We start from the raw sequence: 11,071 nt of genomic DNA on the forward strand, positions 1-11,071 counted from the left end.
ATTCGGCCTGTTCGGTTATTCGGCCTGTTCGGCGCGGACCAGGGCGAGCAGTCCCGGGAAGCGCTCGTCCAGTTCCTTCCTGCGCAGGACGGCCGTCCGGCTGTTCCCGCGGTCGACCATCCGCAGCAGGCCGGCCTCGCGCATCACCTTGAAGTGGTGCGAGGTCGTGGACTTCGACACGGGCAACTGGAAGGAGGCGCAGGTCCGTTCGGCGCCCTCGGGTTCGCGCAGGAACCGGGCGATCACGCCGAAGCGCAGGGGATCGGCGAGGGCGTGCAGGACCGTGCGCAGGTCCATCTCCTCGGGGAGCGGGTGTCCCTCGTCGTCCGGCATGGGGCTCCTCCGGTTCCAGGTTCGGGGACCGTGACTTCAGGTTCGACTTGCATCGTACCTCCTGGGCGTGCCAGGGTCAGGGCCAAGGTTCGATCAAACCCGAACCTCCCGCCTTCCACCTTCCGGCCTTCTCTCCGTTCGACTCTCGGGGGTCTCTCAGCCATGCCCGGATCACGCACACTGCCCGCGCCCGCGACGCCCGGCGCGGCGGCGCCGAAACCGCCGCTGCTGCCGCTCGCCGCGATCCTGCTCGCGGTCTTCGTCGTCCCGATGTCCATCTCCGGCACCGCAGTCGCCCTCCCGGGCATCGGCGCCGACACCCACGCGGGGGCGGCACCCCTGCAATGGGTGGTCAACGCCTTCAACGTCGCGTTCGCCTGCTGCACGCTCGTCTGGGGCTCGGTCGCCGACGTCGTCGGCCGCGCCAGGGCCTTCGCGGCGGGCGCCGCCGTCTACGCCGTCGGCTCGCTCGGCAGCGCGCTCGCCTCCGACGTGCTCCTGCTGGACGCGGCCCGCGCGCTCGCCGGCGTCGGCGGCGCCGCGATCTTCTCCTGCGGTTCCGCGATCCTGTCGACCGCGTACGAAGGGCCGGCGCGCGCCAAGGCGTTCGCGCTCTTCGGGACCGTCGCGGGCGTCGGCGTCGCGGCCGGGCCCTCCCTCTCCGGGGCGCTGCTCCAGACGGTCAGCTGGCGCTGGGTCTTCGGGCTGCACGCCGTGGCGCTCGCCGTCGTCCTGCTGGCCGTGCCGGTCATCGCGCGTGCGGTGCCCCCGACGCCCCGTGCGGGCGCGCGGATCGACGTGCCGGGCAGCGCCGTTTTCGTCCTCGCGATGGTGCTGCTCACCACGGCCATCGTGCAGGGTTCGCAGTGGGGCTGGGCGAGCCCCGGCGTGCTCGGGCTCTTTGCCGGAGCGGTCGTCGCGCTGCTCGTCTTCGGCGCGGTCGAGAAGCGCCGCGCGCACCCCCTGCTCGACCTGAGCCTGGTCCGCGACCGCCGCTTCCTCGCGCTCTGCCTGGTGCCGGTCGCGGGCTCGTTCGGCTTCGTCACGATGCTCACGTATCTGCCGACCTATCTGACGGAGGTGACCGGGCGCGGCACGGGCGCCGCGGGCCTGCTGATGGTGCTGCTGACCGCGCCGATGCTCGTCTTCCCGCTGCTCGCCGCGCAGTTGGTGGCCCGTGGCGTCTCCGCCCTCACCATCATCTACGTCAGCCTCGGCGCCCTCGTGGTGGGCGACGCCGCCCTGACGGTGTTCGGCCCCGACGTCCCGGTCGGGGTGGTCGCGCTGCCGATGATCGTCACCGGGGCGGGCATGGCGCTCGCCGCCGGGCTGGTCGACGGCCAGGCCCTGGAGCTGGTCGCCCCGGAGAAGGCGGGCATGGCCGCGGGCTTCCTCAACACGCTGCGGCTCGGCAGCGAGGCGGTCGCGGTCGCGCTGTACGGCTCGGTACTCACGACACTCACCGCCTCACGCTCGTACGACGACGCGTTCCACCTGGTGCTGTGGGGTCTGGCGGCCACCTGCGCGGTACTCGGCGTAACGGTCGCCGCGCTGCTGGGGGCGGGGCGACGGAGGGGTGGTGGTGGGGTGCGGGTGACGTCGTAGGGGGAGTGCCCGTGCCCCACGTGTCCGTGGGCTGATCCAGCAGGCGCCGGCCACCCTCAACGCCACCGCTTCCGGCCCCCGCCTCGCCCGCATCCGCATCCGCAGGCGTTGGACGCCGCCAACGCACCGCTTCCCGCCCCGCCCGCACCCGCGCCTTCGCCCGCCTCGGCGAGGACTTCACCACCCGCAGCGGGCCTCCTCGCCCCGAGCCTCGCTGGGCGCGGGCAGCCGCGCGTTCACCCTCCCCGACGAAGACTCGCCGTCACAGCGGGCCTCCGCACCCCGAGCCTCAAGGCCCGCACGGAGGCGGTGACGTCGGGGCGGGGTGCCGGCGGGGGCGGCGCGTCGGCGGGGCGGAACGGCTGATATGTGACCCGGGCGGGCCTGGACTTGTCCGCGCGGGCTCTCTACGCTCAGCCGCACCGCAGGGTGAGAGCGCTCTCACCCCGCGCGATCCCTCGCAACTCCGGCCCACCCCACCCCTGTTGGAACGACGAGAGGTCCCCCTGTGAGACGCAAGACCAGCACACGTCTCGGCCTGTCCGCGTTACTGCTAGCGACCGCCTGTGTCGGCACCGCGCTCGTCCCCGCCGCTGCCGCCGACCCGGGCACCACCTCCGCCGGCTCCGAGAGGGCGCCCGCCTCCGACGGCCTCCTCCGGGCGATGGAGCGCGACCTCGGGCTCACCCCCGCCGCCGCGCGCGAGCGGCTCGCCGACGAGAAGCAGGCAGGCAAGACCGAGCGCGCCGCGCGGAAGGCGGCGGGCGCGGCGTACGGCGGATCCTGGTTCGACGCCGGGCGCGGCCGGCTCACCGTCGCCGTGACCGGGCGGGAAGCGGCCGCAGGCGTGCGCGAAGCCGGCGCCGACGTCCGGTTCGTCGAGCACAGCGCCGCACGCCTCGACGCGGCGAAGAAGCGGGTCGACAAGCTCAAGGCCCCCGCCCACGTGGCCAGCTGGCGTGTCGACCCGAAGGCCAACCGCGTCGTCGTCGACGTCGTCGAGGGCCACCGCGCCGACAACGATGTCACCACCTTCCTGCGCCGCGCCCGCGCCCTCGCACCCGTCCGCGTCGACACGGTCCCCGAGGGCCCGAGCACCTTCGCCGCGGGAACCGTGGGCGGCGACCCGTACTACACCGGCAACGTCCGCTGCTCCATCGGCTTCTCGGTGCACGGCGGCTTCGTCACGGCGGGGCACTGCGGCGGCGTGGGCGCGGGCGTGCGCGGCTGGGACGGCTCCGCCATCGGCTCGTTCCAGGGCTCCTCGTTTCCCGACAACGACTACGCGTGGGTGTCGGTCGGCAACGGCTGGTGGACCGTGCCGGTCGTGCTCGGCTGGGGCGCCATCCCGGACCGGCTCGTGCGCGGCTCGGCGGAGGCGCCGGTCGGCTCGTCGATCTGCCGCTCCGGCTCCACCACGAAGTGGCACTGCGGCACTCTCCTCGCCAAGAACGAGACGGTCAACTACTCGGGCGGCGCCGTCGTCCGCCAGCTGACCAAGACCAGCGTCTGCGCCGAGGGCGGCGACTCGGGCGGCTCGTTCATCAGCGGCGACCAGGCCCAGGGCGTGACGTCCGGCGGCTGGGGCAACTGCACCAGCGGCGGCGAGACGTGGTACCAGCCGGTGAACGAGATCCTTCAGCGGTACGGGCTGAGGCTGCACACCGCGTGAGCCGAGGTGCGCCCGGCGCGTACGACCGCCGGGCGCACCCACGCGGTAGTAGTCGGGCTTGCCGACGAACCGGCCTTGCGGCCGCGCTGGGTGAGGGACCCGCACCGGAGTCACACCGGGGCGGGAAGGTCCATCTCCGCGAGGGCGGCCGGGTCGACCACGGCGGTGATCCCGGTGATGAGGCCGTCAGCGACGGTGAAGGCGAGAAGGGAGAGAGGCGTGCCCTCCGCGCTCCAGGAGATGACGCCGGGGCACCCGTTGACGGTCACCGGGTGGGCACGTGTCACGCTGCGCGCCACCCGCGCGCGCGTGGCGACCTCGGTGGCACCGAGCGTGACGAACCGGCCCTGCGGGGTGTGGACGGTGAACTCCACCTCGGGGTGCAGGACTTGAAGCAGCCCTTCGAACCGCCCTTCGCCCGCCGCGGCCAGGAAGGCCCGTACCACCTCGCGCTGTCGCGGTCCGGCGCTCTCCGACCGCTGGGCGCCGCGCACCTTCCTGCGGGCACGGCTGGTGAGCATCTTGGTCGCGTCGGCGGACTTGCCGAGAATCGTGCCTATCTCTCCGTGCGGTACGGCGAACACGTCGTGCAGCACGAACGCCAGCCGTTCGTCCGGACGCAGCGAGTCGAGGACCGTGAGGAGCGCGAGGCCGACGGAGTCCCCGAGCGCCACGACGTCATCCGGAGCGGGCGCGTCGTCGAGCGTCACGGTGTACTCCGACAGCTGGTCGTCGAGCGGGACTTCCGGGCGGGTCCGGCCCGACCGCAGCACGTCCAGGCTGATGCGGCCGACCACGGTGGTCAGCCAGCCGCCGAGGTTGTCGATGGTGCCGGCGTCCTGCCGGGAGAGCCGCAGCCACGCCTCCTGGACCACGTCCTCCGCGTCGGCATGCGACCCGAGCACGCGGTGGGCGACGGCCCGGAGCCGGTCGCGCTGCGCCTCGAAGGCCTCGGCGATCGAGTCCGTGGGCAGGGTGTCCGTGGGCTGGGCGCCGGTCATGTCGTTACCTCTCTCGAAGCCGCTCCGTCATAGGGGTGACGGGCACGAGCCCGGGAACGTAACGCGACGACGAGGAGCACGCTCACATGGAAAACCGTCTCAAGAACAAGAACACGCACAACCCCGACCTGTGGACCGCCATCCAGCACCTCCACAAGGCGATCGGCGCCGGAGGCGTCGACCCGAAGCTGCTCACCCTGGTCCACCTGCGCGCCAGCCAGATCAACGGCTGCTCGGCCTGTGTTCACGCCAGTGTCACCGGCGGCAAGAAGGCCGGCGAGACCGACGACCGGCTGCACAACGTGGTCGCGTGGCGGGAGGCGCCCTTCTACACCGACGCGGAGCGCGCGGCCTTGGCGCTGACCGAGGGCGCCACCCGCCTCCAGGACGGCGCGGAAGGTGTCACCGACGCGATCTGGGACGAGGTTAACGTCCACTTCACCGAGGAGCAGATCGGCGCGATCAACCTGGAGATCGCGCTGACCAACTTCTTCAACCGCCTCAACCGCACGGTCAAGGAACCGGCCGGTCAGACCTGGGGCTGACCGGCGTGACGCTGTAGGGGCAGAAAGGCGGTCCAGGTCTCGGGCGAGACCGTGAAGTGCGGGCCGTCCGGGTTCTTGGAGTCACGGATGTGTACGGCGGTGGGGTGGGCGGCGATTTCGACGCAGGCGCCGCCTTCGCCATTGCTGTAACTCGACTTCCGCCAGTTGTACGCGACTTCGAGGCAATTGCCGCCTTCGCTGCCGCTGTAGGTCGACTTGAACCACGTAAGCGCGGTGCCGCTCATTGCTCTCCTAGCAGACGGTCCAGCAAGTCCCTGGTGTCCTCGGGATTTAGGGCCTGCGTCCGCAGCATCGCACATTTCTGCGTCAGGATCGCCACCTCGTCCGGATCAGCGATCAGTTGGCTCCCACGCTGGCTTTCGGTGTAGGCAAGCCGCTGGTGTTCAGGGGTCTCAAGCAGCACGAACGGGCCGTCGAGGGCCGCGTGAGTGGAGCGTCCGAAAGGCAAGACCTGCAAGGCAAGTCCCGGCAGTTCCGCGTACTCGCGTAGGCGGCGCAGCTGTTCGACGTAGACCTGTGGACCGCCGAGACGGTCGCGTAGTACTGCTTCCCAGATCACGAAGCTGGTGGTCGGTGGGACCCTGCGGTGCAGGATCACTTGACGTTCCACCCGCGTCGAAACAAACTGCTCGATCTCGTCCTCGTCGAAGACCGGTACACGGCTCCGGAACACTGCTCGGGCGTACCCTTCGGTCTGCAACTGCCCCGGGAGGACTTGGTTCTCGTACGACGAGATCGCAATCGCCTCCCGCTCGCAGTCCAGATACTCCTCCGCCCACCTCGGGACCAGGTCCACCTCCGGCATGTGCTCGACCGCCGTCTGCAACGTCCGGTTCGTGCCGAGGAAGTCGTCCAGCTGCACCGCCAAGTCCATCTTCAGGGGGCGCCGACCCTGCTCGATGGACGCGATCAGCTCCTCGCTGATGAGCAACTGCTGGGCCAGCGCCCGCTGGGTGTACCCGGCCGCCTCCCTGTGGACGGCGAGCAGCGCGCCCACCATCTTCATCGCCGACGCGTTCCTGCGTGACCGTCGCTTTGGGCTGCTCATACGGTTCAACTCCCCACCAAAAGCCGTGCCTTCACACAGTGAACCCGTACATACCAGCTGTACGGGTTTACGCAGTGCTCCATCATGGCCACGGAGGGTGACTATCGTCCCGTGAACCGAGAAAGTTTCTACCGGCGCGAACGCCAGTCCATCCCGGCGGCCCGCGCCTTCGCCGCCGCCGCCCTCGTCGACTGGGGGATCGACGGCGAGCGCGCGGACGATGTGACGCTCTGCGTCAGTGAGCTGGCGACCAACGCCCTGCTGCACGGCGTCCCGCCGGGGCGGGGATTTCGCCTGCACATGAACCACGCCGACGGGGTGCTCCGCATCGAGGTGCACGACAGCGGAGGCGGCTGGCCCCGATGCGGCGGCGTCGTGGACGACGCCGACGAATCGGGGCGGGGCCTGCTGCTCGTCGCCGCGCTGACGGACAAGTGGGGAGTGACGGAGCGCGACCCGGGCAAGGTCGTGTGGTTCGAGATCAGTACCGGTACTAGTGCTGGTACTGGTACTGGTACCGGTGCTAGTGAGGCTGCTTTTTGCTGATCAAGTGGGCCACGAGGTAGGCGCCCGCCGCGGCCAGGACGAGGCCCACGAGGGCGATACCGCTCTCCACACGCTCCCACCAAAACTGGTGCGGGGCCGAGGGCTCGTGCTCCAGCATCGCTTCGAGCAGGTCCGTGCCGCCGGCGTCGAGCAGGGTGAAGACGTAGCCGTTGGCGACGCCGAGGTACGCGCCCAGTGCGGCCAGGACGGCGGCGCAGACGTGCGGTCCTGCCCCGCGGCCGCCGGTGCGGCCCACCACCGCTCCGACGGCCAGCGCGAGCACGGCCGCGACGACCAGATAGCTCGCCTGGAGGCCCGTCTGGGACAGGTCCTCGTTGGAGGCGAGCAGGATGCCCGCGTAGGCCGTGCCCACGGCCCCCGCGACGAGCAGGCCGAGGAAGAAGGCCTTGCCCGGCTGTGCGCCGCCGGGGGGCGGGAAGCCCGGGGCGTACGGGTAGGGGTGGCCGGGCTGCTGCATGGGCTGCATCGGCGGCTGCTGCTGGTACGGGGCGGCCGGGTAGCCGTACCCCGGCTGCGGCTGCACGGGCTGCTGCCCGTACGGGTTGTGCTGTGGCTGCTGCGGCGGCTGTGGCTGCCAGGGCTGGTTCATGTTGCCGTTTCCCCCGATGGTGAATGCGATCCCCGCGCAGGTGTGCGCGAGCGGCGCCCAAAGTACCAACATGGCGCGATCCGGTAGCCTGCCCCGGGCTCTTCGCCCTTCGAGCAGCCACCCACATCATTCGAACCATCTGCGCATTCTGTTTTCGGGGGATCATCACATGCGTGTCCGTCGCGCCGTCGGCGCCGCCACTCTCGCTCTCGCCGCCATAGCCGTGCTCACCGGCTGCACCGACAATCCGAACGACAAGGCCTTCGGCGGCCTCGGCGGCGACTTGCCCGCGGCGCCGTCCATGCCGACTCCGAACCCGTCGTTCACGCTGAGCCCGCCGAGCGGACTGCCCAGCGCCCCGGGCACCTCCTCCGGCGGCGGCTACGGCGGCAGCACCTCCACTCCCACCGCGCAGCCGTCGTACAACGCGGACGCGCTCAGCGAAGTGATCGGCGAGAACTGCCGGTACGAGCGCTCCGCCGGGCGGATCAGCTTCGACGTCGACATCCAGAACGCGTCGACCGACTTCGCCTACCGGTACAACTTCACGGTGGACTTCAAGGTCGGCCAGTATCCGAACTCCACCGTCGCGAGCAGGAGCATCGGCTCCCGGTTCGAGACGGTGACGGTCACCGCGGGCGGCGACCGCTCCGTCACGGTCCACGCCTCGCACAGCACCAACGACCGGCTCGTCTACTCCTGCCAGGTGACCTCCGCCACGAAGTCGCCGTCGTCCTGAGCTCAGCCCTGCCGGGGCGGCGGGCCGGTGGAACCCCGCGGGGTGAGGTCAAGGACGTCACCGGGCAGTATCCGGGGCTGTGGGGCGGCGACCTGATGTTCGACGCCGTCGACGTCGCCAACCGGCAGCGGGTCATCGACCAGGCCAGGACGGAGTGGCGGAACGGCTCGCTGGTGACGCTGACCTGGCACGTGTGTCCGCCGACGACGGGCAGTTCCTGCGCCTTCGAGGGCGGCGTCAAGTCGCGGATCACCGACGCGCAGTTCGCGCAGACCGTCACCGACGGCACCGCGCTGAACAACGCCTGGAAGCGCCGCCTCGACGAGGCGGTCCCCTACCTCCAGCAGCTCAAGTCGGCGGGCGTCCCCGTGCTGTTCCGCCCGCTGCACGAGATGAACGAGTCGTGGAACTGGTGGGGCAACCGCCCGGGTGCGAACGGCAGCAGGAAGCTGTACCAGATCACCCGCGACCACCTCGCGGGCAAGGGCCTGGACAACCTCATCTGGGTGTGGAACGTGCAGGACAACCCCGCGGGCGGCTGGGCGGAGTACTACCCGGGTGACAACTACGTCGACGTCGCGTCCCTCGACGTCTGGTACAAGAACCACCCGAGCTCCGCCGACTACAACCAGCTCCGCGGCATAGCGGGCGGCAAGCCGATCGCCCTGGCGGAGATGGGCAAGGTCCCCACGGCGTCCCTGCTCGCCACCCAGCCGAACTGGTCGTACTTCATGATCTGGTCGGAGCAGCTGCGCGGCAACAACACCAACGCCGAGATCCAGACGGCCTACTTCCTCCCGCGCGTCCTCAATCAGGGCGAGGTGAGGCTGCCCTGATCCGACTCGACTGGGCGGTCTGCCGGGGGCACCTGGCTCCGGCGCAGCGCCTTCTTGTCGACCTTCCCGACCTGGGTCAGGGGCAGTGACGGCAGCAGCACCGTCTCGTGCGGCGTGTAGAGCGGCCCGAGTTCGGCGGTGACCGCCGCGGCCACGGCGGCGGTGTCGATCCCCTCGGCGGGGGTGAGGAAGACCGTCACCCGCTCGCCGAAGGTGTCGTCCGGTACGCCGACGGCCGCGGCGTGGTGCACGCCCGGCAGCGTCTGAAGGAAGTCCTCCAGCACCCGGCTGTAGACGTTGTTGCTGGTCGGGCCGGTCACGATGACGTCCTTCGCCCGGTCGACCAGATACAGGCAGCCGTCCTCGTCCAGGTATCCGATGTCGCCGGTGCGCAGCCACCCGGCCGGATCGAGCGCCTCCGCGGAACGCACCGGGTCCTGCCAGTAGCCCAGCATCATCACCGGACTGCGGACGCAGACCTCGCCGGCCTGTCCCCGCGGCAGCGGCGTGCCGTCGTCGCCCCGGATCTCCAGCCGCGTGCCGGGAACGGGACGCCCGCAACTGCGCCACAGCGGGGAGTCGACGTCGTCGAGCGGGGGCAGGGCGGCGGGCGGCAGGGCGGTGATGGCCATGCACTCGGTCTGGCCGTACCCCTGGAAGATGATCGGTCCGAACGCCGCGACCACCTGCCGCAGCCGGCTCGGCGCGATCGCCGTGCCGCCGGTGTGGATCCGCCGCAGGTTCGGCAGGGTGTCGGGGCCGCAGTGCGGATGGTCGAGGAGCTGGTAGATCATGGGCGGTGACAGAGCCGTGATGGTGATTTTCTCGTCGCGCAGTGTGGCGTGGGCGGAGTCCACCTCCCACTGCGGGAGCACCACCAGTACGGCGCCCCTGAGCAAGGCGTACAGCATGACCAGGTGGCCGCCGATGTGGGTCAGCGGGGGTACGAGGAGAGCCCGGTGGCCGCCCGGCGGCTGTTGGAGACGTTCCGCATCGGCGTCCGCCGTCAGCACGGCGTAGGCCGCCGGTCCGTATGCCGCCAGCTTCGGCCGGCCCAGGGTGCCGCCGGTGTAGAGCATGGTGACGACGTCGCTCGCCTCCGGCGCCGGAGGCGCCTCGGGCCGCTCCTGCGGGCACTGTGCCGCGAGGGCCAGCACATTCGTGAAGGCGCGGGTCTCCGTCTCGCCGAGGCTCAACAGGACCGGCTCGCTCGTGCAGCGCCCGACAGCCTCCTGGGCCTGTTGCTCGTAGGCCGGGTCGACGACGACGACCCGGGCGCCCGACCGGTCGATGGACGCGGCGAGTTCCCGTGGGCCGGGCTGCACACGCATCATCACCGCCCGGCAGCCGATCATGTGCACCGCCAGCACCATCAGCACCGTCTCCGCCCGGTTGCTCAGGAACAGCCCGACGCCGTCCCCCGGGGCCAGCCCGTGACGGCGCAGTGCGTGGCCGAGTTGGAAGAGCCGGCGCCTGGCCTGCCCGCGCGTGAGCCGTACGGTGCCGCAGACGACGGCTTCTTTCTCCTCGTCCTGTTCCCAGTGGGAGACGATTCGCTCGACGTACCTACGTGCAGGTACCTCACTGCTCCGGTTCACCCCGGGTGCACCTCGCCTCCGCTGACCGTGTCCGACCCGGGGACCGGTTCGGCGGCGTCCGTACTCCGGCCGACGATCCGGTTCCCGCCGTCGACATGGACCACCCGGGGCCGCAGCCCGCTGAGCTCGTCCATCGAGTAGCTGCCGTAGCCGAGGATGATGACGAGGTCGCCCACGGCGATGATCCTGGCGCTGGCGCCATTGACCCCCACCACCCCGGATCCGGGCGGCGCCTCGATGAGGTACGTCGACATGCGGCTGCCGTTGCTGAGGTTGGCGATGTCGACACGCTCTCCCGGCAGCAGGTCGGCAGCCTCCATGAGATCCCGGGACAGCGCCAGCGAACCCACGTAATGAAGGTCCGCCTGCGTGACGCGCGCCCGATGGATCTTGGACTTCAGCATGGTGCGGAACATCGCGCTCCTTCGGTGGGGTCACCGATGATGTTCGCGCGGCCCTGCCCGGCGCGGGCAGAGCGCAGGCCAGGAGTGTCGAAGCGAGCACCGTGGGGCCCCGC

The 11,071-nt window shown here is 70.9% G+C and carries 13 protein-coding genes; 6 read left to right on the plus strand and 7 right to left on the minus strand.

The window, feature by feature from the left end:
• Positions 1-15: 15 nt before the first annotated feature.
• Complete coding sequence (locus ACZ4Z4_RS10010; RefSeq protein WP_468324792.1) at positions 16-333, minus strand: ArsR/SmtB family transcription factor; 318 nt, start codon at positions 331-333, stop codon at positions 16-18.
• A gap of 162 nt (positions 334-495) precedes the next feature.
• On the opposite strand from ACZ4Z4_RS10010, the gene ACZ4Z4_RS10015 reads away from it, so the two are divergent.
• Together ACZ4Z4_RS10015 and ACZ4Z4_RS10020 are read left to right on the plus strand one after the other, a co-directional pair.
• Positions 496-1,938 carry an MFS transporter gene (locus tag ACZ4Z4_RS10015; protein WP_468324795.1) on the plus strand — a complete coding sequence of 481 codons (1,443 nt, stop codon included), beginning with the start codon at positions 496-498 and terminating at the stop codon, positions 1,936-1,938.
• Between the two features lie 508 nt (positions 1,939-2,446).
• A complete protein-coding gene (locus ACZ4Z4_RS10020) occupies positions 2,447-3,610 on the plus strand; it encodes a S1 family peptidase (protein ID WP_468324798.1) in 1,164 nt (387 codons plus the stop codon).
• Between the two features lie 110 nt (positions 3,611-3,720).
• Here the strand turns inward: ACZ4Z4_RS10020 and ACZ4Z4_RS10025 are convergent, their stop codons facing one another.
• Entirely contained in the window at positions 3,721-4,611 is an 891-nt protein-coding gene (locus ACZ4Z4_RS10025; RefSeq protein WP_468324800.1) for a sigma-70 family RNA polymerase sigma factor, read from the minus strand.
• An 86-nt stretch (positions 4,612-4,697) separates the two neighbouring features.
• Between ACZ4Z4_RS10025 and ACZ4Z4_RS10030 the strand changes: the two genes are divergently transcribed.
• Positions 4,698-5,156 (plus strand): carboxymuconolactone decarboxylase family protein, encoded by a 459-nt coding sequence (locus ACZ4Z4_RS10030; RefSeq protein ID WP_468324803.1) that lies wholly within the window; start codon positions 4,698-4,700, stop codon positions 5,154-5,156.
• Here the strand turns inward: ACZ4Z4_RS10030 and ACZ4Z4_RS10035 are convergent.
• Positions 5,141-5,401 carry a DUF397 domain-containing protein gene (locus ACZ4Z4_RS10035; protein WP_468324806.1) on the minus strand — a complete coding sequence of 87 codons (261 nt, stop codon included), beginning with the start codon at positions 5,399-5,401 and terminating at the stop codon, positions 5,141-5,143. The two genes, ACZ4Z4_RS10030 and ACZ4Z4_RS10035, sit on opposite strands and share 16 nt — an antisense overlap.
• Positions 5,398-6,183, minus strand: coding sequence for a helix-turn-helix domain-containing protein (locus ACZ4Z4_RS10040; protein WP_468324809.1), 786 nt, complete (start codon positions 6,181-6,183; stop codon positions 5,398-5,400). Before ACZ4Z4_RS10040 ends, ACZ4Z4_RS10035 begins: the two co-directional genes overlap by 4 nt.
• A gap of 126 nt (positions 6,184-6,309) precedes the next feature.
• Between ACZ4Z4_RS10040 and ACZ4Z4_RS10045 the strand changes: the two genes are divergently transcribed.
• Positions 6,310-6,771, plus strand: coding sequence for an ATP-binding protein (locus tag ACZ4Z4_RS10045; protein ID WP_468324812.1), 462 nt, complete (start codon positions 6,310-6,312; stop codon positions 6,769-6,771).
• On the opposite strand, the gene ACZ4Z4_RS10050 is transcribed toward ACZ4Z4_RS10045, so the two are convergent.
• A complete protein-coding gene (locus ACZ4Z4_RS10050; protein ID WP_468324814.1) occupies positions 6,749-7,381 on the minus strand; it encodes a hypothetical protein in 633 nt (210 codons plus the stop codon). The genes ACZ4Z4_RS10045 and ACZ4Z4_RS10050 overlap by 23 nt on opposite strands.
• Before the next feature lie 169 nt (positions 7,382-7,550).
• On the opposite strand from ACZ4Z4_RS10050, the gene ACZ4Z4_RS10055 reads away from it, so the two are divergent.
• Positions 7,551-8,120, plus strand: a complete 570-nt coding sequence (locus tag ACZ4Z4_RS10055; protein WP_468324817.1) for a hypothetical protein — start codon at positions 7,551-7,553, stop codon at positions 8,118-8,120.
• Positions 8,121-8,215: 95 nt separating this feature from the next.
• Positions 8,216-8,956 carry a glycoside hydrolase family 26 protein gene (locus tag ACZ4Z4_RS10060; protein ID WP_468324819.1) on the plus strand — a complete coding sequence of 247 codons (741 nt, stop codon included), beginning with the start codon at positions 8,216-8,218 and terminating at the stop codon, positions 8,954-8,956.
• On the opposite strand, the gene ACZ4Z4_RS10065 is transcribed toward ACZ4Z4_RS10060, so the two are convergent.
• Together ACZ4Z4_RS10065 and panD are read right to left on the minus strand one after the other, a co-directional pair.
• Complete coding sequence (locus ACZ4Z4_RS10065; RefSeq protein ID WP_468324821.1) at positions 8,932-10,554, minus strand: class I adenylate-forming enzyme family protein; 1,623 nt, start codon at positions 10,552-10,554, stop codon at positions 8,932-8,934. The genes ACZ4Z4_RS10060 and ACZ4Z4_RS10065 overlap by 25 nt on opposite strands.
• Entirely contained in the window at positions 10,551-10,970 is a 420-nt protein-coding gene (gene panD, locus ACZ4Z4_RS10070; protein WP_468324823.1) for an aspartate 1-decarboxylase, read from the minus strand. Before panD ends, ACZ4Z4_RS10065 begins: the two co-directional genes overlap by 4 nt.
• Positions 10,971-11,071: the final 101 nt, after the last annotated feature.

This window comes from Streptomyces sp. NPDC030245, from assembly GCF_055572995.1.